This window comes from Terrimonas alba, assembly GCF_042434975.1.
Taxonomy (GTDB): domain Bacteria; phylum Bacteroidota; class Bacteroidia; order Chitinophagales; family Chitinophagaceae; genus Terrimonas_B; species Terrimonas_B alba.
Genome location: NZ_JBHMQM010000003.1, coordinates 67,503 through 93,154, shown reverse-complemented (window position 1 = coordinate 93,154; position 25,652 = coordinate 67,503). Strand labels below are relative to the sequence as shown.

The window sequence follows — 25,652 nt, the reverse complement described above, 5'->3', positions numbered from 1 at the left end:
AAGAGTTTGATTTTGCCCAAGGTGCTGCTTTTGGCGAGATGTATTGTTGTTACCTTTGCGTAAACTTTCAAGCATGTTTCATACAATAGAGGAAGCGATTAAGGATATAAGAGAAGGAAAAATAGTCATTGCGGTGGATGACGAGGATCGTGAAAACGAGGGCGATTTTATAGCCGCCGCTGCTACCATAACCCCTGAAGTAGTGAATTTTATGACCAAGAACGGGCGGGGGTTGATCTGTGTGCCCCTGCCGGAAGAGCGTTGCGACGAACTGGGCCTCGAGCTGATGGTCAGCAATAATACGGCTCTTCATGAGACGGCATTTACCGTGTCCGTGGATTTGCTTGGTCATGATTGCACAACCGGTATTTCTGCGCATGACCGGTCAAAGACAATCAAAGCGCTGATCGATCCTTTTTTGAACCCAGCCGAATTAGGCAGGCCCGGTCATATTTTCCCATTAAGGGCAAAAAAGGGCGGGGTGTTAAGAAGAGCAGGGCATACCGAAGCCACGATTGACCTGGTGAGATTGGCCGGCTTTCCGGCTCCTTATGGCGGCGTACTGGTGGAAATCATGAATGACGATGGCAGCATGGCCCGTTTGCCGGAATTACGGGAAGTGGCCAAAAAGTTTGATTTTAAGATCATCTCAATAAAAGACCTGATAGAATACCGTATCAAAAGAGATTCGCTGATCGAGGAAATTGTGAGGGTGGATATGCCAACCAAATATGGCGACTTTAAGTTGGTCGCTTTTAAAGAAAAGAATTCAACGAATGAGCATATGGCATTATTGAAAGGCGAATGGGAAAAAGACGAGCCCGTTATGGTCAGAATGCACTCTTCGTGCTTTACGGGTGATATCCTGGGATCACTTCGTTGCGATTGCGGTGAACAATTGCATAAAGCCATGCAATTGGTGGAAAAAGAAGGGAAAGGTGCTATTATATATATGAACCAGGAAGGACGGGGTATAGGATTGATGAATAAGCTAAAAGCTTACCGCTTGCAGGAAAATGGCATGGACACCGTGGAAGCCAATCTTCATCTTGGTTTTCAAATGGACCAGCGGGACTACGGTGTCGGCGCACAGATATTAAGATCATTAGGCATCAGTAAACTCCGTTTGATCAGTAATAACCCAAGGAAAAGAGTGGGGCTGATAGGCTATGGGCTGGAAATTGTAGAAAATATCCCCATTATCATCAAACACAACCAGCACAACAAAAAATACCTGCAGACTAAAAAAGATAAATTGGGGCATGAGTTGCATGAACATGAAGGGGAATAGCAGGTTTAGATTTTGGGCTAATTCTTATTTTGAGATTCTTGGGCATGACTGATCGGGCAGAGGAAGTTTGCGTTGTCCCCCGCTGGCGGGGGAAGCGCTTTGACCACAATGAAATTTCAATTGGGGGTGGATTAGACCTGTCGGTTAAATTTCTTTTCAATCCAATCTTCCAGGAAATTAAAAACTGCCTGTACATTGTTTAACACTTCTTCATCACTAAAACGAAGTACAGTAAAACCAGCAGATTCCAGCGCTTTTTGCCTGATTTCATCCTTTTTGATGGCATCCTCCCAGTGGTGTGTTATCCCATCTACCTCAATTATCAACTTTAATTCCTTGCACATGAAATCTGCAATATAATTCAATACGGGTCGTTGACGTCTGAACGGAAAACCTTTGAGTTGGCCCGCTCTCAAAACATATTTCCATAAACAAGCTTCGGCCTTGGTCATTTCCTTGCGCAAACGGTTGGCATAAGGTTGTAAATTCTTGTTGTAATAATAATTATCATGTTTGCTGACCATGTAATGAAATTATAAAATATGCGACAACCTAATCCACCCCCGTCCGAAAATTTTCTAAGACCGAAACACTTCCCCCGCCAGCGGGGGATATCATAATGTCTCATTTTCGCATGGGCTAAAACTATTCAGGGTTCTTTCGTAGCATCTCAAAATATGCCTGCATTGCGGCCTAAAGAATAAATATTACGGTTTCTTATTGTCTTTAGCTGTGTCTGTTGTATCATCTTCTTCTGGCTTTGTGGCCTCAACTGATGGTTTCTGTCTTAATAATTCCTCTCTTTTTTTTCTGCTCCTGAAAAATTCACGGAGCGTTTCAAATTCCTTGCGGTAAGAAATGCTTGCACCGGAACGTTTTGTTCGTGCTGCACCAGTAGTGCTGGTAGTAAGGTAATCCAGGTTTTGACGGTAAAAGAAGCTGGCACGGATAGTTCCGCTCTGGTTAATGAGCCATTCCGCCGTTACATCAGGTAAAAACTGTACGTTTTGTTGTATGGTGGATTGCAATGGTACGTCCAATGTACTTCCCAGGGTTACTACGAATCGGTCTTTAAACATGGAGATCGGGACATTCACATTAAAATTACTCTGGTTGATATTGAAGTTGTTACTGCTTTGCTGGTCAAGCAGGTTTCGGTTGTATACGGAGCCGCTGAAATTGATACTGATATTATCCGTTTTTAAAATTTTTGATAACTCGCTGTTGAGCTTTTTATTGATCTCATTAAAGAATAAGCCAGAGATACTCGAAATGGTGTTATAAGTAAGTTCATTGATGGTAGAACCAAAACCGACATTGGTGGGTCCCGATTCAGGTGGTGCAAAGCTATTAAATACGATCAGGTAAGTAACCTGGCGATTTAGATCATTGGTATTATTTTGCATTAACTCAATACTCTTAGCCACCGCAAAATCATTTTTCACTTTGCTATTCGATGGGAAGTCGAGGCTAAACCTAAAATCCGGCTTAAACAGATCGCCGGATAAATAAGCGACTACATATACATCATCTCTCAACCGGCTATAGGCTGGGTCAAAGTTCAGCGCATTAACAAGAGGAGAGAAGCTTACATTTTCGGCGGTATATACTGCTTCAAATTTTATCTTGGCGGCGTAGGGGTCACCCGTCCACGAAATATAGTTCTCTGTTCCTTTTCTTATTTCAAAAGGTTTTTTGAAAAATGATTGGAATGTAAACAGGTAGTTACCTTCTTCAATATCAAAGCGGCCACGCATGGTTAGTTTTTCGGTAGTGCCCGAATGAATATTTAATGATCCGGCACCTCTTCCTTTTATTTCATCGCCAGTCAAATCATCCAATACTACCCGCACGGTCACCATGGGGTTGGCTGTTACGTCAACATCATAGGTAATATTTGAACTACCCGCTAAACTGGCATCTGTCATTTCACGTCCGTACTTTCTTTCCACCAAAAAGTCGGCGATTCCCGATTCCCGGCTTTTTGAAGAAGGAATAGTCACCGTGCTGCTGTCAGTAGCTGAAGCTATCGCATCTATTTTCATGTACAGGTCAGATTGGTAACCTGATAATGAAAAAGACCCCGTTCCTTTTACCCGGCCATAAAATTGCTTGTTGTCATTGTAGCCAGTATTCAGTAATAAAACAGGCTTGTTGAATTCCGGCCCCCTCGTATTGGGTTTCAGCGTTGAGGCTGTAAGGCCAAAGAACATTTTTTTAAAAGCATCGTGTTGAATATTTCCAACGAGGTAGATCGGGTTGCCCGTCGCCGGATCAGTTAAAACAATACCATCCAAATTGATCTCACCCTTTTTCAATTCGATATCTGTATCGTTTATTTTATAAAAACATTGCGTGAAGTTTACTTTGAGGCCGGCATCTTTTAATCGTCCCTTGCCCGTCACATCTAAATGATTGAATGGCCCCCGTAACTCAAAGTCGCCGGTGACATAGCCCTGGATATCGGAAAACAAATTGCCTAAGAATCGCTCTAGAATTTTTAGCTGAAAATTGTTTGCTTTAAGTGCAATCAGGTTATTTTTTTGCGCTTCAGCATTTGCCAAAAACAAATTAATATCAAAGGCAAGACTGTTTGGATTGTCCACCGTAGTACCCTTTGCTTTTAACTGTTTTGTTTTATTATCATATACCAGGTTAGCTTTTACATTACCGAGCGAATCATTGTCGAGCCGGATGCCCTCGCCGGTAAGATTATCTGCTGTGATAAATGGATTGTTGATTGGATCCTCAATTAAAATATCTCCGGACAAAAGTCCTTCCAGCCTGTTCTGTGGCAACAGGAAGGGGGCAAAATCCCCAGCGTTTACCTTCTTCAGTTCAATGACAAGATCATTCCAGTCGCCAATTTCAGATGGTCTTGTTCTCATCCTCACCTCCTGGTTGCTTTCTCTTAGTACCAGTTGTCCGCTGGCCGGAATGTTTCTTCGAAATTCTAATTCGCCATTTTCTTCAATCGTCCATGTCTTTCCGTTGACAATAAAAGAGGACGGGTCAAATTCTATTTTTACCCCGTTATTATAGGTAAGGACCTGTGCATTCAGATCGGCCTGGTTAATGGCCTGGTTGGCACCCGTATGAATTTGCACTTTTGAAATATCGTTGTGTGCGTTGATATGAAATAAAGCTACAGGAATATTCAAGCTATCACTTACATTGATATTGGAGGCGCTGCCATCCAACACAAGGCTGTCACGATTTCCGATAGCCTCGAGATCAACGTTATTGAAAATATATTTTCCGTATTGGAATTGCGGGACATTGGCCGTAAGGTTTAACCGGTTGTTTCTTGTATCAAGACTACCGAAAATATGACTGTTATTAAAGCCAGCAAGACTGCTGTCGATCAACTTAATGTAGCTATCCACATTTAAGGTGGTAATATCAAATTTCAGTGATTGATTTTCCGGTTGCGTCCGCGGGGGTTTAATGTAAGCCGGGTAATATTTATTCAGAAATAATTTGAAGGCATCCGGCAGATCACGAATAGTAAAATCACCGGTGACGATGGCTTCAAATTCGTTTGAGCTGGCTCTTAATGTTTTTACATTGTTTGCGTACTCAGAAGTAAAGATCAAAGAATCAAACGGCAGCGGATTGCCATTCCGGGTGAGGGAGGCTTCTGAAATAACCGCTGAACCGAGAAAATTATCGATTGTAGAACCCGAGAAATTTAAGTTGAATTTCCCCCCAAAGCTTATATCATCCCTGGTCAGGTTGAGCTTTTTTAAATTCGCTTTTTGCACATCCGCAAAGAAGTTAAACAAGGGTATGGGGCTGTTAAAATCGATCTCACCATTCAATGTCAATTTTGCTTCTTCATCATCAATGGATGCATCACCTTCAAATCGTTTTTTATCCAACTCACCATTCAGCGTTATATTATCGTAACGGTAACCTTTATAGTCGGCAAACAAAATTTTTCCATCAATGGTCGCCATCCGGTTTTTCTCACTGAATCCTTTTCCCTTCAGCGATCCATTTAAAGCGACAGCACCAATATTAGCGTCTCCAATAAAATCACCCAATTTAAAATAGTCGGTAGAAATCATACCGGAATATATAGGCTGTTTACCAACAGGTAACTTCATGTTGAGGTCACTCTTTACAATCCCCAGGTTGGTTTGTAACGTACCATAAGTAACGAAGTCGCGGATAAAACCGGTGAAGCTTCCATTGAAACGAAGGAACTGTAACCGGCGAAGATTTGGAACCGTCACACGCCGCACCTCCGGCACAAATGAAGCTGCATCTTCATAGGTAGTGCGAAAGTCGTTGGCCCTAAAATCAATAAAGGTTTGATTGATGTCGGGAAGACCAGTCATGCTGATATCGCCATTCAGCAATGTGTTGTTGCCGGCTTGTATTACAAGGTTCTTTCCTACAATGTCATCCACTGTTCCCCGCACAGCGCCTTTTAGCTGGATATTCTTTTTCCATGAACTCATTTCAGGAGCGAAGAAGGCGATATCATCGCTATCGATCTCGGAGTCATTGAAATTAGCCTGCATTTTTACTTTATGAATGAAGTCATTCATGCTGCTAATATCATCATAGCTCATCCGGAAATAATCACGGATAATGCTGTTAGTCGTTTGGATATCCAGGTTGCTGAAGGCCATTTCCTGTGGTGTCAGCTTTACATCCGCATTCATGTTTTTTACTTCGAATCCGCTGCGTTCTTTTGTTTGCAGTACCAGGTGAGTGGTTACCGTATCTTTTTCCCAAAGCGTATTAGTAAAGCTTCCATTGATTTTTGCAAATTCAATATGCCTGCCATCAAAAGTTGAAACGGTTGGGGTGTAGCTGTAAGCATTGTTTTTGAACGTGCCGTTTTCAATTTCCAGCTTGGCGATTTTTACAACCCAGCCACCTTCGTTCCAGTTCAATGCCGAATCGAGTGGGGACGGAGTTATTGCTTTTATTTCGGTGGTGGGGGCAGGTTTTAATTTCTGATAATTGAAAAGGCTTACATAAGGATCAACCATCTTCAACGAACCGAGGTCAATGGTCTTTTTATTAAAGTTGATATTGCGGGTATCGATATTTAAGGAAGAAACGGCAATGGTCATATCCTGTCCGAGCCAGGCATCACGTTTGAGAAAAGAAATGTTTTTAAGTTCTACCTTCTCCAGGCTAAGTTGTGTGCCGCCCTCTGTCTTTTTTCCGGACGAAGGGGAAGAAAAATAATCGACAAAAAACTGGTGGTTCCAGGTGGCATCATCCCTTTGCATCTTTATCACTGCATTCTCCAGGCCGATATATTTCAGTACGATATTTTTTTTGAAAAAAAACCAGTCTGTGATCCTGACTCTTACTTCACCTGCGGACAAAATGGTGTCTTTTTTTTGATCCTCGATCAGCACTCCCTGAAGGTGCATATGGTTGAACAGGGAGAAGTCCACACGCTTTATTTCGATACGGGTATGAAGGTCTTTTGAGAGGCGTTGGGTCACCTGATGTATGAGCCAATTTTGACCCCAGGGTGATTGAATAAATAACCAAAGTGCTATAAAAAGAAACAGCAGGGAAGCTATAAACCACAATAATATTTTCTTGAATCTCTTCAGGCGCCGGTATTTAATTTGTAAAAATAGGCATTACGTCATGCAACTTAGATGCCAATGGCTTATATATTCAATATAATCCTTTCACCATACGTGGATAACCCAATGGTTTAATCGGTAATTTGCTTAAAAATCGCAAGATGAAGAAACTGTTCGTACTTTTTTCACTTTTCTTTTTTGAAAAAGCAATTGCGCAAACACCTGCACAGGCAAAAGGCAAGTTTGTTCTCGTGATACATGGCGGCGCTGGTACGATTCTAAAAAGCCAGATGACACCCGAAAAGGAAAAAGCTTATACAGATGCTTTAAACCAGGCGCTGGAAAAAGGTTCGGCTATTTTAAGTAAGGGCGGCTCCGCGCTGGATGCCGTGGAAGCGAGTGTGCGGGTGCTGGAGGATAATCCGCTGTTTAATGCAGGTAAGGGTGCGGTTTTTACGAACGAGGGAAAGAATGAATTGGACGCTGCTATCATGAATGGGAAAACACTGGAAGCCGGTTCAGTAGCGGGGGTAACTACGATCAAAAACCCTATTAGCGCCGCCAGGGCCGTAATGGAAAAAAGCCCTCATGTAATGATGGTGGGCAAAGGTGCGGAGCAGTTTGCGAAACAACAGGGATTGGAAATAGTAGATCCTTCCTATTTCCATACGGAAAGTCGGTGGAAAGGCTTGCAAAAAGCAAAACAGGAAGATTCAGTACAAAGAACCAACAAGGATACTATTAAGAAAACTCATGCCTTTAGTGAATTTTTCTACTCTCCTTTAGGGGTTGGGGGCAAATATGGCACTGTTGGCGCCGTAGCATTGGATCAGCATGGAAATTTGGCCGCAGCTACCAGCACAGGTGGAATGACCAATAAAAAATTTGGGAGAATTGGCGATTCACCGATCATTGGCGCCGGTACCTATGCCAATAATAAAACGGTTGCCATCAGCGGTACGGGGTGGGGTGAGTTTTTTATCCGACTTGTTATGGCCAAAAGCATCAGTGACATGATGGAGTTTGGTAAAATAAAATTGAAAGCCGCGGCCGATGAAATGATCTTGAAAAGATTGCCCGCACTGGGTGGCGATGGTGGTTTAATTGCGGTAGACAAGGATGGAAATATTGCGATGCCCTTTTGCACTGAAGGAATGTACCGGGGATATTTGAAACAGGGAGGGAGGAAAGTAGTAGAAATATATAAAAAATAGCAGGAGCTTTTCATTTATTGCCACATCTTTTAGCTATTGCCACGCCCTTCAGGTATTGCCACGCTCTTCAGGTAGCCCTTCAGGTATTGCCACGCCCTTCAGGGCGTGGCAGAATGTATTCTGCATTTCCTGGCTTTAGCCAAATCTTTGAAACCCATATTTATTGATAAACTCGTTGTATTCTTCCATAAATGTTTTTTTCCGATGATGATTCACCTGGTTGTCAATATAAGTCCTTACGTTATTCAACATAGATTCACCTACCGAAACAGCAAAATACTCATCCTGCCATTCAAGCCTGGGAGCATTTAATCCTGATTTATTATTAAACCAAAAAGAAGATTCACCTTTTATTAACTGTGCGATTTTTTCAATGGTTTGGTCAGAGCCTAAAGAAACCAGGCAGTGTACATGATCGTAGTATCGATTTACCCGGTCAAGATAGATGTTTTTTATTTGAGCATTCTGTTTAATATGATCAAATAGGGGATAGCGGAAATCATCTTTAAGGATTGCTTCTCTGTTTTTTGTTGACCATACATAATGGATCCATACTTTGATGAAAGGCATTTTTATTTTGAATTTAAGCAAGTTTGGGCTAAAGCCTATAAACCTGATGCCATATATCTCCCCGCTCTGAAGAGCGGGGCAAAGTCATTATCAAGGCGAGAAATTTTTATAGGCCTTTTTTTTCAATAATGTTATTGTAATGATCATCAGTGATACAACAGGTACTTCTTCCGCATTGCTTTATATTTTGCTAAACCCGGTTCCCACGATTGCCGGATTTCTTTTGCCGATTTTCCTTCCATAATTTGTTTTTTGAAATCATAGGTGCCCGCCAGTCTGTCAATGCTACCCACCTGGTTACTAAATGACCGGTCGAAAAATTTTTCTTTTTCAGGATAGCTATTATAGAGATCGATCATCCATTGAATATTGATACGTTTTGTTTTTCTTAATTGTTCCACATCATAATTTCTGAGATCGATGCCATAACAGGTTTCATTCATGTGCAACGGCGTTTCACTCATGCCCGGTATACTCACAGGCGTGAAGGAGAAATCATAAATTCCCTTCAATTTAGGGCTGCCGAAAATCGTAAAAGGAAAATAAGTGCCCCGCCCATGATTCAAAACAGTTCCTTCAAATAAGCAGGTAGATGGATAAAGCATTATACTTTGTTGCGTGTTTAGATTGGGAGAGGGTTTGATAGGAAGGGCATAAAGCATGTCGTGATTATAATTAGCCACTTTGATAATTTTCAATTTGCATTTTAATCTGCCGGGAATCCAGCCCTCGCCATTGATCATTTGTGCAAACTCGGAGATCGTCATTCCATGTGCGATCGGAATGGGAAACTGACCGATGCCCGATTTCAGTTCCATGTTTAAAACGGGACCATCTACTAAATAACCATTGGGATTGGGTCTGTCCAGGATGAGCAGCTCTTTATTATTTTCCGCGCAAGACTCCATTACATCACGCAGCACATTGATATAAGTATAAAACCTGCAACCGACATCCTGGATGTCAAAGATCATGATGTCTACATCCGACAGGTCTTCCCTGGAGGGTTTGCGTTTAGCACCGTATAAAGAAATTATTTTTAATCCGGTTGCAGCATCTTTTTCATCCTTCACATCGTCGCCGTTACTGGCATTTCCTCTAAACCCATGTTCCGGGCCAAACACCTTCACCACGTTTATTCCGGCAGATAGCAGGCTATCGACAAGATGACGTTGACCAATGATAGTGGTTGGGTTAGCAAGTATAGCCACTCTTTTGCCCCTGAGATAGCCAAAATATTTTTCCGTTTGTTCGGCACCGGTAATAATTGCCGGCTTCGTTCCCGTTAATGCCTTCTCTTTGTTCTTAGTTATAGAAGCTGTGTTTTGAGCAAGTCCACTAAACGTTATTACCATTGCAAGAAAAGTCAGATTTGTTTTCATGTGACTGGTGAGATTTTTAAAAACTAAATATAAGCAAATAGTAAGGGGATCAATCCAGTCGTCTGCAATTGTTGGATTTAATATAAGCGATCTTAATGACTAAAAAAGCAGTGCGGATTTCTGCAGGATGAGATTGCTTTTGTTTTCTTTTTCTCCCATGGAAGCATGTTTAATTATTTTGCAAAAAAGTGAGCAGGCCCTTTATATCTTCTTCCCGGGTGAAGTTGACATTGTTGTCCTTCAGGTAAGTTTTTATTAGTTTACTTTTTTTCGGGAACAGATCGGGCAGGCTTTTCTTGTTTACAAGTTGGAAATTGTTGAATTTGTCAGCAATATAAAATTGAGTGACTTTTTTCAGATTGACGACTTCCTGCACTGTTAACGATTTGATGCCGGTGGCAGTATTGGCCGATTTGTAGCTAACAACAGATGCAGAAGTAGTCTGTCCATATGCGCCTATCTTAAGTGAGTTGACAAGGCCAAAATATTGCCGTTGCGCCAGTTTGATTTCACCAAAAGTGGCGATCTGTTTTACAAAAACATCACTGAAATAAAATGTGTCTGTGTTGATTGTTATTTGCCGGATTATCGGTGCATCAGCAATTGCCAACGTATCTCCGGTGTTGTTCAGAAACATCATTTCTTCAAAAAGATAATTGTAGTTCAATTGGACAGTGCCATTGCGGTTGTCTTTAAAAGAAATATAACCTTTGGTAAAAGCGGGATAAGCATATTGTACAGAATCAGGAATTTCCTCTGCAGGTTTTTCTCCCGGGTTAATGGTGAAATAATCTCTTTGCTGAGCTTTAACCGGTATAGCAAATAAAAAAAAGAGCGGAGCAATGAAAACAATTTTTCGGATCATACAGTTTCTATTGATGACTACCTGGTCAAATATTCTAAATACTTTCTGCAGCCGAAAAACTCATCCCGCAGACAAATGCCATTTTAGCAAAATATACGACGTTTTTATATTCTTTTGAAAACTGCCTTGCTTAACTTTAAACTTTTTGATTTGGATAAGGATAACCAAATGACGCCTGCTTATGTATAATCAGCTTACCACACAGCGCATCCGTTCCATTGATACCTTTCGCGGTATTACCATCCTGGTTATGATTTTTGTGAATGATGTTGCGGGTGTATCAGGTATCCCTGCATGGATGAAGCATATGCCGGCAGATGCAGACGCCATGACTTTTGTGGACATGGTTTTCCCGGCCTTTCTTTTCATTGTTGGCATGTCATTACCCTTTGCTATTAATAACAGGCTGGCTAAGGGAGAAAGTTTTTGGAAGTTGCAGGGACATATACTGTGGCGAACGTTGGGGCTGCTGGTGCTGGGGGTGTTTATGGTAAATGCTGAAAGCGGTTACAATGAAAAAGCCATGGGAATATCTATTGCATCGTGGTCGTTGTTGTTTTATACCTGCGCTATACTGGTGTGGAATGTCTACAGGTTTCAACATAAACTATGGACTTGGCTGTTTCGGGGTATGGGGATAGCAGGGTTGGTGATTTTAGCTTTCGTATATAAAGCGGGTGAGGATGGTAGCCAGGGAATGACGCCGCGCTGGTGGGGGATTTTGGGATTGATAGGTTGGGCTTACCTGTTTAGTTGTATCATCTACCAACTGGTAAAGGGCAGAATACTATTGTTGTTGCTTTCTATTGCTGCTTGTATTGCCTGGTATACGATCAGTAAGGCCGATACTGCAAAAGACAATCTTGTTTTGCAATGGATGGCCGCAAGAGCCGGGCATGCTACCCATACATGTATCGTACTATGCGGAATGCTGGTTTCACTTTTGTTTTTTGACGCCGCGATTTTCCGAAAGATCTATGAGCGGTTTATTGCTGCTTGTGTATTTGCATTGATGGCGGCTTTGGCAGGTTATTGGATCAGGCCCTATTATGCGATTTCAAAAATTTACGCCACACCAACCTGGTGCCTGTATTGTGTTGCCATTTGTACGATGATATTTTGTTTGTTGTATTGGCTGATTGATATTTTAAAGTACCAGCGATGGACAACATTTTTTCAGCCCGCTGCTGCAAATGCTTTGCTCGTCTATATTCTTCCTGCTATTATAATGTATTTACAAATAGTGACAGGACTATATTTTATGCCGGCTGAGTTTCACCGGGGGCTTTTAGGTATTGCCTGGTCTGTTTGTTACGCCATATTTATCATGGTGCTTGCAATGGGACTAAACAAGTTAAAGATCCGGCTGCAATTGTAATGACCCATTGAGATGACAATAGGAATAATATTTGTAACGGAATAGCAAGCTAAACCAGCCTATCCTTTTCCTCCGTAACTTTCCTTAAATCTTGAACTCATGCGGAAGCTCGTCCTAATGGTAATAAGCCTGGTGTTATTTACAGATTTGTTTGCTCAACGCTTTGGCGGTACTCCGCCTTCGGTAAAATGGAAACAGATCAACACTGATGCCGCCCGGGTCATTTTTCCCCGGGGGCTCGATAGCCAGGCTCAGCGGATAGCTTCATGGGTATACTCGCAGGCAACACTTAACCCGGTGCCATTGGGCAAGCGGTCCAAAAAAATAAATATTGTTTTACAGAATCAACCGGTAATTGCTAATGGTTATGTGGGCCTGGGACCGTACCGCAGTGAATTTTATCTCACGCCATCGCTCAACAATTTTGACCAGGGTAGCTTATCGTGGGCGGGACAATTAGCGGTTCATGAATACAGGCATGTACAGCAGTTCAATAATTTCAACAATGGCATCAGCAAGTTGATGCATGTCTTATTTGGCGAAGAAGGTTATTCTTTGGCGATAAATGCAAGTGTACCCGACTGGTTTTTTGAAGGCGATGCGGTTTACCATGAAACAGTTTTATCAGCGCAGGGCAGGGGACGTCTGCCGTTATTTTTAAATGCGTACCCGGCCCTTTGGAAGGCTAATAAGAAATATCGCTGGATGAAATTGCGAAACGGATCATTCAAAGATTATGTGCCTGATCATTATAACCTGGGATACCTGCTGGTTAATTATGGGTATGAAAAGTATGGTCTTGATTTTTGGAGCAAGGTTACCCGTGATGCCAGTGCTTTTAATGGTTTATTTTATCCTTTTCAAAAAGCTGTCAGAAAATATAGCGGCGTTAGTTTTAAGACATTCCGTAATGAGGCGCTGAATTATTATAAAGACAAAGAGAGAGAGGATGCAAAAAACAAAACCGGAGAAACTTCATCCATAACAGCTGTTTCCCCGGTTAACAAGCATTTTGTTAAAAATTATTTGTTTCCCTATAGCATTTCTCCGGATTCATTATTGTATTTAAAAACTACTTATCGTCATCGTCCCGCATTTTTTATAAAGGATGCTACGGGTGAACACCGGTTGAGGGCTAAGGACATTGCGATAGAAGATCAATATTCCTATCGTAACGGAAAGATCGTATATGCCGCTTATGAGAATGATCCCCGCTGGAGATGGCGTGAATACAGCGTTTTAAAACTTTTGGATGTTCAAACCGGCCAGCAAAAAAGATTGACACGCCGATCAAGATATTTTTCACCGGATATTTCTGGCAGTGGTAATAGGGTTGCTGCGATAGAAATGAGTGAAAGCGGAAAAAGTGAATTACATATTTTAAATGTAAATTCCGGGGAAGTTATTAACAGGATCGATGCCGGCGGTGTAAACACATTTACTGACCCAAAGTTTATTGGTGAAGATTCCGTGATAACAGCAGTTCGGCTACCCGACGGAAGAATGGCTCTTGCGGTTACTGAATTGAAAACAGGTAGCACCACCAGGCTTACACCACCCTCATTTAACGTAGTTGGGAATCCCAGTGTCAATAACAATATTGTTTATTTCACCGCATCGTACGGTGGCAGCGACAATGTGTTTGCATTAAAATTAGGCGATCAGAAAATTTACAGGGTGACCAATGATGTTTTAGGTAATTATTTTGTTAATGCTGCTCATGGAAAGATCACCTGGTCGGCATTTACTGCAGAAGGATACCAGCTAAAGCAAATGAATGAGATGCTATTAACAGGCGAGCCGGTTGATAATGCCATTACTGAGAAACTGGCAGAGCCTTTTTCAGTAGGACATGCCGCTGAAATCCCGCTCATCCTTACCGATACTATTGTTAATCGTAAATTCCCCGTAAGCAATTATAGAAAAGGCACCCGGCTGCTCAATTTTCATAGCTGGCGGCCCTACTACGAAGATCCCGAGTTCAGTTTCTCACTTTATGGAGAGAATGTGTTGAATACGTTACAAACGGAACTGTATTATCTCTATAATGAAAACGATAAAACGAATGCGGTTGGAATAAGCACTATCTATGGTAGGTGGTTTCCGTATGTTGATTTGGGTGCAGAGTACACTTTTGACCGCAACCAGGTTATCAATAACAAACTGAGAACATGGGATCAGCTCGACTTAAGTGTAGGATTAAGCATACCGCTGCGGTTTAATAGCGGTCGTACTTTCAAAACCTTTACTGTGGGTACAGATTATGTTTATCGCAGTGATATGATAAAGGGGGCTTCGAAACTTGATTTTCTCAACTCCAATTTCAGTTATCTCCTGCATCATATTTCATTCAGCGAGCAGATCGAAACGGCCGTGCAGCATATTTATCCAAGATTTGCCTACTCCTTATCGGCGCAACACCGGTATGCGATTACCAACTATAAGAGCTGGCAGTTTTTAGGAGGCGCAGCGCTGTACCTGCCGGGCCTGTTTTCGACCCATAGTATTGTTTTAACGGGTGGTTTCCAGGAAACGGATACCGCCAATGTTCTATTTGGCAACCGGATTGCGTATGCAAGGGGATATAATGAAGCGTATTTTGCCAGAATGCTACGGGGCTCAGTTAATTATCATTTCCCATTGCTTTACCCGGATTGGGGTTTTGGTAATATGCTCTATTTTCAACGAATAAGGGCCAATGGTTTTTATGATCACATGAAAGTATTCTCCAACGATAAAAATACCTCGGCAGAACAGCGGAGCATTGGCGGAGAGATTTATTTTGATACCAAATGGTGGAACCAATATGAACTAAGTTTTGGTTTCCGCGTCAGCCGGTTACTGGATAAAGATTTTTATACAGGAGGAAAAGGAGCCGTGTACGAGTTTATATTGCCGGTAAGTATATTTCCGAGATAAGGGCTCCATCACAACCTTTCCACTTAGAAAAGGCCATAACACACAACCCAGCTTTTCAAAGAGCAATTTGTCGAAATTTTTGAAAAGCGAGGTTTGTGTGCTGGCACCCCCCCCGATATATCGGGAGGATTTAGGGAAGGTCCTGCAAACTTTCTTCTATCGCCTTTATCTTGGCCTCGGCGTCTACTTTTTTCTTTCGTTCGATGGCTACCACTTCAGGTTTTGCATTTTGAACAAATTTTTCATTGCTCAATTTTTTCTCTACTGATAGTAAAAAGCCTTTATGATATTCCAGGTCCTTTTGTAATTGTTCTTTTTGAGAAGCAGTATCCAACTCTGTGGTCGTTTCAATAAAGAATTTATCTTTTTGAATAACCACATTGATGCAATTACTAACAGGGTTTTCTGTAAATGCAATTGTTTCTGCATTTATTTGTTTGGCCAGTATCGGGTCAATAGCTTCATAGATGGATTTGTCCGTTGCCAGTATATGCAATTTGATGGTTTCTTTTGGTTTTAACTGAGCCTTATTCCTGGCATCGCGGATAGCGGTGATCACCTCTTTCAGGATGACAGCTTTTCTTAAGATAGATTGATCAGGCTGCGAAATTGCGGGGTATTGCTTTATTGTTATATCGTCTTTTCTCTCACTTAGCTGGTGATAGATTTCTTCCGTAACAAATGGCATAAATGGGTGAAGCAGCTGCATCAACTGTTCAAAGAAATTAATTGTTTTTTTATAAACAGTCGAATCTATCGGCTGCTCAAAACCAGGCTTAACCCACTCAAGGTACCAACTACAGAAATCATCCCAGATCAGTGAATAGATCGTCTTGAGTGATTCGCTTAAACGAAAATCTTTGAATTGCTCGTCCAGTTGAAGTTTTACTTCATTCAACCTGCTTTCAAACCATTCGCCGGCAAAGTTGCCAGTTGCCTGTTGATCGTTGACCGTTGACTGTTCATCCTGAGCTTGTCGAAGGGACCACATCTTTACCAGCTTCAGTGCATTCCACATTTTATTGATAAAGAACTTTCCCTGCTCATTACCTGCCTGGTCCCACATAAGATCGTTGCCGGCCGGAGAGGAGATCATAATGCCGAAGCGAACAGCATCGGCGCCATCATTATCAATCATTTCAAGAAGATCGGGCGAGTTGCCTAATTGCTTGCTCATCTTTCGGCCAATCTTATCTCTTACAATACCTGTAAAGTAGACTTCGCTAAATGGTTTTTCTTTTTTGTATTCATAGCCCGCCATGATCATTCGTGCTACCCAGAAAAAAATAATTTCAGGCGCGGTAACTAATGTATTGGTGGGATAATAATATTTTACCTCTTCATTATCGGGATTGCTATACCCTTTAAATACTTCGAAAGGCCAGAGCCAGCTGCTGAACCAGGTATCCAGGCAATCTTGGTCTTGTTTTAATACAGCATTGGAAATTGAAAATTGGGCATTGAACATTTCCTTTGCCTTTTCTTCAGTTTCAGCCACTACAAATCTTCCTTCTGCATCATACCAGGCCGGTATGCGATGACCCCACCAAAGCTGGCGGCTGATACACCAATCTTTGATGTTTTCCATCCAGTGGCGATAGAGATTTTTAAACTTGGATGGATAAAATTTTATTTCATCATCCATCACTGCTTTGAGAGCAGGGCCATAAATTTTTTTCATATCCACCCACCACTGCAAGCTAAGCCTTGGTTCAACTACCACATCCGTTCTTTCACTATAGCCCACTTCACTGGTGTAATCTTCGGTCTTTAGCAAAAAACCTTTTTCCTCGAGCTCTTTTACGATCTTCTTGCGGGCTTCAAACCTGTCCTCACCAATATAGATCTGGGCCGTTTCGTTTAATGTGCCATCTTCATTCAGGATATCGATTACTTCCAGGTTATGTTTTTGCCCGAGCATATTATCATTGATGTCATGAGCAGGCGTAACTTTTAAGGCGCCGGTCCCAAAATCCATGCTTACATAATCGTCTGCAATAATGGGAATGCGGCGGTTGATCAGGGGAACATAAGCAAATTGTCCGTGCAGGTGTTTGTACCGCTCATCGTCCGGGTGAACAAAAACCGCGGAATCACCCATGATCGTTTCAGGCCTAACTGTGGCGATAGTAATAAAGTCAGAGGCCTGAGGTTTGATGTCTGATATCTGACTTCCGGCACCTGGCTTCATCTCAAGGAAATACTTTAGGTAGTAAAGCTTCTGCTGCGTCTCTTTCCTGATCACTTCTTCATCACTGAGTGCAGTCTTAGCTTTTACATCCCAGTTGATCATTCTTTTGCCACGATAGATATATCCCTTATTATACAGGTCGATAAAAACATTGATTACGGAATCATAGTAATCGGGGTCCATGGTAAACGTGGTTCTGTCCCAATCGAGACTGCAACCCAATTTTTTCAGCTGTTGCAGAATGATGCCGCCATATTTCTCTTTCCACTCCCACGCATATTGCAAAAACTCGTCACGGCTCAGTGAAGATTTGCTAATTCCTCTCTCACGCAACATTTGCACCACTTTGGCTTCTGTGGCAATCGACGCATGATCGGTTCCCGGTACCCAGCAGGCGTTCTTTCCCTGCATCCTGGCTCTACGAACCAGGATATCCTGGATCGTATTATTCAGGCAATGACCCATATGCAAAACGCCGGTTACATTAGGAGGGGGGATGACGATTGTATAGGGTTCCCTTTCGTCAGGGACACTTTTAAAATACTGTTTATCCAACCAGTGTTGGTACCACTTGTTTTCTGCTGCCCGGTGCTCAAAATTTTTGCTCAATTCCATAAGGCGGCAAATTTACCTGCTTTTGACAAAACCACGAAAAGTACAAGGCTGTTCAGGTTGCAATGCTGCAATAAAAGACGGATGAATAGCAAGAAGTACAGCATATTAGTTTTTGAGATATATTTATCGAAATAACCGGATGTAAGGATGAAATTTTCATCCTGGTAAGTTTCCCGGACAAGTTCGGGACTCAAAAAAATAAAGAATAAACAGATGAAACGTCAACTCGCTTCATGGTACAGTCCTTCTTTGCAGAAAGAAATGCCAGTTGCTACCTATGGTGATTATGGATTTGCACTGCTAATGATACCGACTGCTGCTGCGGATTACCTGGAGTATGAACGTTTCCAGTTGATGAATGAACTGGCGCCTTTTGTTGACAGCGGTAAAGTGAAAATTTATTCCATCGATAGCATCAATAATGAGAGCTGGATGAATAATGGCATGGATCCCTGGCAAAAATCGATCCGCCACCAGCAATGGAACAGTTATGTGTTTAATGAGGTAGTGCCATTTATCCGCAATACAAGCAGTTGGGACACGCCGATCATCACATGCGGCGCTTCGTTTGGCGCCCTGCACAGCATGAACTTATTTTTAAAACGTCCGGATATCATCAATGGCGTAGTAGCCATGAGCGGTGTCTATGATCTGACGGAGTACACAAAGGGCCACTATGATGAGAATGTTTACTTCAACAGCCCTGCTCATTATATTCCTAACCTGACCGATCATAATATATTGGAGCAGATCCGTCAAAGCAGGCATATTCATATTCTTACAGGTAGCGGTAATTATGAGGACCCGGCGGCCAGCGGCAGGTTTGCCAAACAATTATACGATAAGGGTATCTGGTATGAGCTTGATATTTGGGGTGCTGAATGGCCGCACGATTGGGATACCTGGCGAAAAATGTTACCACATTATTTGGGGACGAGATTTTGATGAAATCTATTTTATTAACTGCCTCAATAAAGCTGTAAATTCTTTTCCCTCTATCATTCTTGCACCAAAGCTTTCCAGGTATTCCGTATAAACCTGGCAGTCGATTAATTCCACGCCTTCCAATCTAAGTTGGTCAATATATTTGATAAAAGCATAGCGGGAAGTGTTGCTTAATTTGCTGAACATGCTTTCGCCAAAAAAAACTTTTCCCAGCCTGATTCCGTAAAGCCCGCCAATCAAATTTCCCTCTTTCCATACTTCAGCGCTATGGGCATAACCAAGCTCATGCATTTTTATATACGCTTTTTCTACCTCTTGGGTTATCCAGGTGCCATCCTGATCGGGGCGGGATATTTTTTTGCATTGATGAATTACGTCTTTGAATGCTTTGTTGATCGTGAAATCAAATTCATTTCTTTTCAAAAGCGGCTTAATGCTTTTGCTGATCTTAAGTTCACCGGGAAACAATACAAAACGAGGATTGGGGCTCCACCATAGAATGGGATCAGTCTCATACCAGGGAAATATTCCCTGCTTATAAGCCAGTAATAATCTTTCGGGTGACAAATCGCCACCGATGGCTAATAAACCATCCTGTTCAGCCAGATGTGCCGGGGGGAAATAAAGCTTTTTATCGAGAATAAAAAGGGACATGGGATGTGATCAGTAGTGAATAAAAGCTTATTCAGCGATCACTTCAACAGTAGCGCCAATTCCTCTTTCAGTAATGGCATCGCACATTACTTTGAGTTCGTCATACTCTCCTTGTTTGACGGCGTATTTACCCTTGTAGTGAATGAAATAGGAACATTGCTCTGCCTGCTCAGGGCTATGACCACACACTTCAATCAATGTTTCGATCACCCACTCAAACGTGTTCACTTCATCATTCCAGACAATAAGGTTACACAGGCTCTCAAAATCGGTGAGAGTATCTGTTTCTTCCTGGCTATGTGTAAGTATGTTGCTTTTTGTAGTCGCCATTGTCATTGGCATTTATGCAAAAATAGAAAATCTGTTGCTGTAAAAAACATATTCTACCGGTCTATTTGTATTCTGCTATAAATCAATTTTTATGGGAATTAGTTTGGATGGTCTTCATTGAGGTGAATGATTCCTTCTGATCCAGATCAGGTAAATGTAGAGTAAACGACTTGGGTTGGCGGGAGCAACTGAATTGAAAACGAGAAGTTCCGATTGGCTATACAAAAGTTTGAATTTAGCCCGGCATAGCTATAAATGAATTGTGAAAAACTTCAAAGGCTTTGATCAAAAATCCCACATATTCCAGGCTGGAAACTAAATTAAAAAGAGTGAAAAAAAATTTGGCAAAAAACGAGACACCCTTATCTTTGCACTCCCAATAAAAAAGGGAGTTTAGCTCAGTTGGTTCAGAGCATCTGCCTTACAAGCAGAGGGTCGGCGGTTCGAGCCCGTCAACTCCCACAACAAAGAAGGTTTCAGTTCATGCTGAAGCCTTCTTTTTTTTTACCAAGATGCCTGGTTGGTTGAGTGCATCCCGATGTGCTAAGCGGAGTCGAAGTATCGGGAGGGTCGGTCCCGGTTGAACCGGGATCAACTCCCACAAGAAGGTCGCAGGTTGAAGTCTTTTTTATTTTCCTAAATTTATCTTATGGCATCTTCTTACTGCGAATTCGTTCAAAATGCCGGGAAGGACACGGTTCACCGGCACTATCATGACAATGAGTATGGCTTTCCAATCAATGACGATAATTTGCTTTTTGCAAGATTAGTGTTGGAAATTAACCAGGCTGGGCTTAGTTGGGAAACGATTCTGAAAAAGAAGGATAACTTCTTTGCGGCCTTCGACAATTTTGAAATCAATAAAGTAGCCCGTTACACTGTCAAAAAGAAAGAGAAGTTGTTACAGGACGCCGGAATTATCCGCAATCGCTTAAAAATTGAAGCGGCTATACATAATGCCCAAAGCATCCAATCGATTCAAAAGGAATTCGGATCATTTAAGAACTGGCTGGATAACCATCACCCCAAGACAAAAGAGGAATGGGTGAAATTGTTTAAAAAAAACTTTCGGTTTACAGGTGGGGAAATTGTCAACGAATTTTTAATGAGTGCAGGTTATCTGCCCGGGAGCCATATTGAAACCTGTCCAGTGTACAAGAAGGTTCTGAAGCAAAAACCCAAATGGGCGGAAAAGTAGAGGGAAAGAGAAGGCAATTGGCAGTAGCGGAAATTCTATAATAGGCACAACTGCCTGTCATTTGTACGCTGATATTTGTCATCCCTAATTAGGTTGGACTGCGGGTAACCTATAATGCAAACCATCAATAACAAACAGTTCATCTATCTCGTAGCTCCAAAACTTATGTAGAGGCGATTTTTTCAGAATATCCTCGACTTCTTTTTTTCCGGCTGCATTCAGGGTTATCCACACACGTTGTGTTTCCATGCTTACGGCATACTGGTCAACTATATCTTTATTAATAAGGAAATTGACATAAGTACGATGAGGGGGGATCAACTCCATAAAATCATCTGACATCTCGAACTGTATCGTCACCTGGTATTTTTTCATTACTAGTAAAATAGACAAAATAAACCGCTGAAAGTTGCAAAATGCCGAAAAATAATTTCTTAAAAATCAAGTGATAAAAGACCTTAATTTTGCCAACCCGGGACGTTAGCTCAGTTGGTTTAGAGCATTACTTTGACAGAGTAGGGGTCACTGGTTCGAGTCCAGTACGTCCCACATTTTTAGCCTCTTGCCTGCAGTGGCTGAGCATCAAAAAAATCTAAAATGAAATAAACCTTCCTGCGATAGGAAGGTTTATTTCATTTTGTAGACCTATGAACTGATAAAGTACCCGTAGCTAGGCAGCCATCAATGTTTCAAACGTCCCGATATGAAGCGCCGAAATTACAGACAGGCAGGCAACTGCCGATTGTATGGCATCAATCACGCCTTTTGCTGCATTTTGAAAATTGTATTTCTGTACATGTTTGTGTGCATTAGCAGATAGTTTCTCGTACAAAGCCTGGTCTTTCAAAATATTAACCACTGTTTCAGCCCAGACTTCCTTTTCCACAGGGAGTACAAACCCAGTTTCTTCCTGGATAACCAGGTCATGAGCTACACCGGCATTTTCGCAGGTGATAACCGGTAGCCCTGCCGCCATAGCCTCATTTGCTACTACACCCCAGGTGTCATTGAGAGTGGGAAACAGGAGAATTTTGGCTTTCGAATAATACTCTGGTAAATTCCTGGTTTCTACGAATCCCGGATAATCATAGTCGATACCGTATTCGTCAAGTTTTTTTAGTACGTCTTCCTTTAGTTCTCCCGAGCCTATCAGCAACACCCGGCAATAACCAAGTCTTTCTTTTACTTGTTTAGCAATTTCGACGAAAAAGAAAGGAAGCTTCAGGTCAATAAAACGAGCCGAAAACATCAACTCATATTTCTTTTCAGCTAATGGCACTTTTTTAAACTGGGTGTTATCCACGCACAGGTAGCTTCGGAAAAACCGATGGTTTTCGATGTCATAACTTTTGTAGAGGGCCTTAGCACCGTCGCTTACACCGATAAAGGCATTTGTTTTTGAAAAAACGATTTTCCGGATAAGCTTATGAATAATTGATAAGCGGTTTTCAGAATTTAATGTGCCGTCGGTAAAGATCAATGGCTTTTTTTTGTTTACCATGCACCAGGCGAAAGCGTATAACATAGTGGGATAAAACCCATCCAGGATCACAACTTCAGGATTAATTCTATTCAAAACACGCCATATCCTGTGATTGCTGTGCACAGTGGTTTTGTTGTACTTTGATAAGAAAATCTTTTTGTAATTACCAAGATTGAATTTCCAGGTTCTGTCAGCTTCTTTTTCAGCACAGTAAATAACTGTATAATTATGCTGAAATTTTTCGGCGATTAATTCATGAAGCTTTTCTCTGTAAGGGGCAGGGATGTTCGTGACAAGTACTGTCTTAATCATAAGGTTCGTTTTAACTGGTGATACGAAATGATTTTTGCTTTCGTCAGGATATTGGATTATCTATGGCTATAACAGAAGATTGGTGGATTGAAAATTAGCCAGGTTGTCCTATGCACGGACAGTTTGTTTTTTCCCTCTTGATTCCCACAAAACAGGGAAAAAGGTTTTTGTCCAAAGTAATGCCCACGCTTTTGGCAAGTAGAGCGGAAAAAATTTCCTGACAAAAGCAAGATATTCTTTGTAGGCAAGGCCTTTATGGCTATACAGGTATTGTATGCGTTGTTTTAGGCTATGATCACCGGTTTTCCAATTTACTCCATGATCGTCCGAACAATAGCCGCAATAATATGAGCAGATATAGGACGGAATACCGGCCTTTTTTGCTTTCAACGTATAATCATAATCCGCAAAACTGTGTATATAAAGATCGGACAGGACTCCTATTTTATCAACCACTTTTGCGGGTACCAGCATAATGTTGGCATTACCGAGATGACACAACTGGGGGGAAACATTATTAGGCTTCACTACCTCAGCCTTCGAGATATAACCATTCTTCAAAAGTCGGCCACCGTAAGAAAAATTGCCCGAAATTTTGTCTTTAGTTGAACCAATCAGGATGCATTGCTCATTCTTCATTGTTTTCAAATCTGCAAACAGATTTTTAAATGCACCATTTAACAGGAGCGTATCATCATTCAGCAATAAGAAATAATCAAAACTCTTTTTTGTTTTTATCGCTTCCCGCCAGGCATAACGCATGCCACCGGCCCAGAAAAGATCGCCGCTTCCTTTGAAAACATGCACATTAGGAAATTCAATTTTTACAGCTTCACCCGTACCGTCTGTAGAGTTATCATCCACCAAATAAATTTCAAAGTTGTAGTTGCTGATATCTTCCTGGCTGTAAACGCTCCTAAGACAGGATAGGGTTTTTTCTTTCCTGTTATAGGAGGTTAAGAGAATTGCAAGTTGAATCATAATTTTCTATTATCCTGGTACGTAAAAATCTTTTCCAGGCCTTTCATATTTATTGGGAGATATTAGAAGGTGTCAGCGTTTAAACCTACGATCTGACGTTGTTTGCAGATTTGAGAAAGTGTTTTCAGAGTTGTACTCCTTGCTTTTCACCTCTCATCGCAAGAGATTGGAGAACATTGTTAGTAGTAAGTTTTCATGTTTACGGCTAAAGTTCTCTTTATTTGAATGTGAAAATATACACTGTCCGGGATTTTTTCAAGGTTTTTGCCAAGAATTTGATTTTTCCACAACGAATGATTTTTTTTAGTAATAACCGGAGTTATTTCTTTTGGTTTAAAATAAGATAAAAGATTAGTAATTAATTGCTTCTTGCAGGCACTCACCAAAAAATATCGGAACGGATGGGGGAAAATTATCCGGAGGTCATAGCCTCCACACAACAATTTTATTTCTCCATTCTTCCCGATAGGGAGTAGTAATGCGGATATAATTGTCGGTGTAGCCTTCCATCATTTCGCCTTTCCCATTTTTTTCAAACAAGACCTTGCGAGTTTGCCCTGCATGCTGCTCTGTGAAGTACTGCATTTTCATATATGACAGGTTGCGCAGCGTCTTATTTCTTTCATGACGAACGTTTACCGGCACCACCGGCTTTAATGTCAGCGCATGGGTGTTATCTCTTTCGGAATAAGTAAATACATGCAGGTAGGAGATATCCAGCGAATGGAGAAAATCAAATGTTTCCTTGAAATACTCCTCCGTCTCACCGGGAAAGCCAACGATCACATCGACGCCGATGGCACAATGCGGCATTAAGGTCTTGATCAGTTTTACCCGGTCAGCGTACAATTCTCTCTTGTATCTTCTGCGCATCATGCCCAAAATAGTGTTGCTGCCGCTTTGCAGAGGAATATGAAAATGCGGCATAAACTTGTCGCTGTTGGCTACAAATTCAATGATTTCGTTGGTAAGCAGGTTGGGCTCGATAGAGGAGATGCGGTACCGTTCGATCCCTTCCACTTTTTCCAAATGCTGTATTAGCGAATAAAAATTTTCCGGCCTGCTATTAATTCCTGGTGTTGAACCGGCACCATCAGGCCCCTTTCCAAAGTCGCCGAGATTTATACCTGTCAGCACGATTTCTTTTGTACCATTGGCAGCGAGTTCCTCTGCACTCTTAATTACGTTGCTTATGCTATCGCTCCTGCTTTTCCCTCTCGCCATGGGAATGGTGCAAAAAGAACAGTTATAATCGCATCCATCCTGCACTTTCAAAAACGTTCTGGTACGGTCATTTATAGACCATGAAGAATGAAAGCCGGATACCTCTTCGATATCGCAGCTACAGATTTTCGCAGAATCTCCTTTACTGAGCTCACGAATATGCTGTGCGATATTGAATTTTTCAGCGGCGCCCAACACCAGGTCCACTCCTGGAATTTCAGCTATTTCTTTAGGCTTTAATTGGGCATAGCAACCGGTAATTACTACTAAGCTTTCGGGAGATCTGCGTTGAATACGGCGAACGAGGTGGCGGCATTCCTTATCTGCGTTTTCGGTAACAGAACAGGTATTGATCACATACACGTCGGCCATATCATCAAACTCTTTTTTCTCAAAACCTTCGTTTTCAAGAAGCCTTGAAAGGGAAGAAGTTTCTGAAAAATTGAGTTTACAACCCAGTGTATGAAACGCTACTGTCCTCGATTCTGCCATAGTGGCCGCAAAGATAAGTCACAACCCCGATTTGAAGGATTTAA

General features: G+C 41.7%; 18 protein-coding genes and 2 tRNA genes. 8 read left to right on the top strand and 12 right to left on the bottom strand.

Annotation, left to right across the window (positions count from 1 at the left end; genetic code table 11):
- The first annotated feature begins 73 nt into the window (after positions 1-73).
- Positions 74-1,291, top strand: a complete 1,218-nt coding sequence (locus ACFEL9_RS09295; RefSeq protein ID WP_385888782.1) for a bifunctional 3,4-dihydroxy-2-butanone-4-phosphate synthase/GTP cyclohydrolase II — start codon at positions 74-76, stop codon at positions 1,289-1,291.
- A gap of 131 nt (positions 1,292-1,422) precedes the next feature.
- Here ACFEL9_RS09295 and ACFEL9_RS09290 read toward each other — a convergent pair whose 3' ends face one another.
- Positions 1,423-1,815, bottom strand: a complete 393-nt coding sequence (locus ACFEL9_RS09290; RefSeq protein WP_385888781.1) for an endonuclease domain-containing protein — start codon at positions 1,813-1,815, stop codon at positions 1,423-1,425.
- 183 nt (positions 1,816-1,998) lie between these two features.
- Entirely contained in the window at positions 1,999-6,765 is a 4,767-nt protein-coding gene (locus tag ACFEL9_RS09285) for a translocation/assembly module TamB domain-containing protein (RefSeq protein ID WP_385888779.1), read from the bottom strand.
- Positions 6,766-7,016: 251 nt separating this feature from the next.
- Here ACFEL9_RS09285 and ACFEL9_RS09280 point away from each other — a divergent pair, with 251 nt between their 5' ends.
- On the top strand, positions 7,017-8,069 hold the full coding sequence (locus ACFEL9_RS09280; RefSeq protein ID WP_385888776.1) for an isoaspartyl peptidase/L-asparaginase family protein: 1,053 nt from the start codon (positions 7,017-7,019) through the stop codon (positions 8,067-8,069).
- Between the two features lie 135 nt (positions 8,070-8,204).
- On the opposite strand, the gene tnpA is transcribed toward ACFEL9_RS09280, so the two are convergent.
- The 3 genes from tnpA to ACFEL9_RS09265 form a co-directional block, all read right to left on the bottom strand.
- On the bottom strand, positions 8,205-8,639 hold the full coding sequence (gene tnpA / locus ACFEL9_RS09275; protein ID WP_385888774.1) for an IS200/IS605 family transposase: 435 nt from the start codon (positions 8,637-8,639) through the stop codon (positions 8,205-8,207).
- 146 nt (positions 8,640-8,785) lie between these two features.
- Positions 8,786-10,021, bottom strand: coding sequence for an exo-beta-N-acetylmuramidase NamZ family protein (locus ACFEL9_RS09270; protein ID WP_385888772.1), 1,236 nt, complete (start codon positions 10,019-10,021; stop codon positions 8,786-8,788).
- A gap of 169 nt (positions 10,022-10,190) precedes the next feature.
- Complete coding sequence (locus ACFEL9_RS09265) at positions 10,191-10,886, bottom strand: hypothetical protein (protein WP_385888770.1); 696 nt, start codon at positions 10,884-10,886, stop codon at positions 10,191-10,193.
- Positions 10,887-11,067: 181 nt separating this feature from the next.
- Here ACFEL9_RS09265 and ACFEL9_RS09260 point away from each other — a divergent pair, with 181 nt between their 5' ends.
- Together ACFEL9_RS09260 and ACFEL9_RS09255 are read left to right on the top strand one after the other, a co-directional pair.
- The gene (locus ACFEL9_RS09260) at positions 11,068-12,264 is read left to right on the top strand and encodes a DUF5009 domain-containing protein (RefSeq protein ID WP_385888768.1); all 1,197 of its coding nucleotides are present in this window, start codon (positions 11,068-11,070) and stop codon (positions 12,262-12,264) included.
- 99 nt (positions 12,265-12,363) lie between these two features.
- Positions 12,364-15,183, top strand: coding sequence for a TolB family protein (locus ACFEL9_RS09255; RefSeq protein WP_385888766.1), 2,820 nt, complete (start codon positions 12,364-12,366; stop codon positions 15,181-15,183).
- A 130-nt stretch (positions 15,184-15,313) separates the two neighbouring features.
- On the opposite strand, the gene ACFEL9_RS09250 is transcribed toward ACFEL9_RS09255, so the two are convergent.
- Positions 15,314-17,989 carry a valine--tRNA ligase gene (locus ACFEL9_RS09250; protein ID WP_385888763.1) on the bottom strand — a complete coding sequence of 892 codons (2,676 nt, stop codon included), beginning with the start codon at positions 17,987-17,989 and terminating at the stop codon, positions 15,314-15,316.
- A gap of 213 nt (positions 17,990-18,202) precedes the next feature.
- Here ACFEL9_RS09250 and ACFEL9_RS09245 point away from each other — a divergent pair, with 213 nt between their 5' ends.
- Positions 18,203-18,934: an esterase family protein gene (locus ACFEL9_RS09245; protein WP_385888760.1), complete on the top strand. Its 732-nt coding sequence runs from the start codon at positions 18,203-18,205 to the stop codon at positions 18,932-18,934.
- 6 nt (positions 18,935-18,940) lie between these two features.
- On the opposite strand, the gene aat is transcribed toward ACFEL9_RS09245, so the two are convergent.
- Both aat and ACFEL9_RS09235 read right to left on the bottom strand, forming a co-directional pair.
- Positions 18,941-19,588 carry a leucyl/phenylalanyl-tRNA--protein transferase gene (gene aat, locus ACFEL9_RS09240; protein WP_385888757.1) on the bottom strand — a complete coding sequence of 216 codons (648 nt, stop codon included), beginning with the start codon at positions 19,586-19,588 and terminating at the stop codon, positions 18,941-18,943.
- 27 nt (positions 19,589-19,615) lie between these two features.
- Positions 19,616-19,918, bottom strand: coding sequence for an ATP-dependent Clp protease adaptor ClpS (locus ACFEL9_RS09235; protein WP_385888755.1), 303 nt, complete (start codon positions 19,916-19,918; stop codon positions 19,616-19,618).
- Between the two features lie 387 nt (positions 19,919-20,305).
- On the opposite strand from ACFEL9_RS09235, the gene ACFEL9_RS09230 reads away from it, so the two are divergent.
- A tRNA-Val gene (locus tag ACFEL9_RS09230) sits at positions 20,306-20,380 on the top strand.
- 187 nt (positions 20,381-20,567) lie between these two features.
- Positions 20,568-21,116 (top strand): DNA-3-methyladenine glycosylase I, encoded by a 549-nt coding sequence (locus ACFEL9_RS09225; RefSeq protein ID WP_385888752.1) that lies wholly within the window; start codon positions 20,568-20,570, stop codon positions 21,114-21,116.
- Positions 21,117-21,200: 84 nt separating this feature from the next.
- On the opposite strand, the gene ACFEL9_RS09220 is transcribed toward ACFEL9_RS09225, so the two are convergent.
- On the bottom strand, positions 21,201-21,509 hold the full coding sequence (locus ACFEL9_RS09220) for a hypothetical protein (protein ID WP_385888749.1): 309 nt from the start codon (positions 21,507-21,509) through the stop codon (positions 21,201-21,203).
- Between the two features lie 81 nt (positions 21,510-21,590).
- On the opposite strand from ACFEL9_RS09220, the gene ACFEL9_RS09215 reads away from it, so the two are divergent.
- Positions 21,591-21,665 (top strand) — tRNA-Val (locus ACFEL9_RS09215).
- A gap of 121 nt (positions 21,666-21,786) precedes the next feature.
- Here ACFEL9_RS09215 and ACFEL9_RS09210 read toward each other — a convergent pair.
- The 3 genes from ACFEL9_RS09210 to mtaB all read right to left on the bottom strand — a co-directional run bounded on the left by ACFEL9_RS09210 (position 21,787) and on the right by mtaB (position 25,608).
- Positions 21,787-22,911, bottom strand: coding sequence for a glycosyltransferase family 4 protein (locus tag ACFEL9_RS09210; RefSeq protein WP_385888746.1), 1,125 nt, complete (start codon positions 22,909-22,911; stop codon positions 21,787-21,789).
- Between the two features lie 108 nt (positions 22,912-23,019).
- Positions 23,020-23,892, bottom strand: a complete 873-nt coding sequence (locus ACFEL9_RS09205) for a glycosyltransferase family 2 protein (RefSeq protein ID WP_385888744.1) — start codon at positions 23,890-23,892, stop codon at positions 23,020-23,022.
- Positions 23,893-24,315: 423 nt separating this feature from the next.
- Positions 24,316-25,608 (bottom strand): tRNA (N(6)-L-threonylcarbamoyladenosine(37)-C(2))-methylthiotransferase MtaB, encoded by a 1,293-nt coding sequence (gene mtaB, locus ACFEL9_RS09200; RefSeq protein WP_385888742.1) that lies wholly within the window; start codon positions 25,606-25,608, stop codon positions 24,316-24,318.
- Between the last annotated feature and the right edge of the window lie 44 nt (positions 25,609-25,652).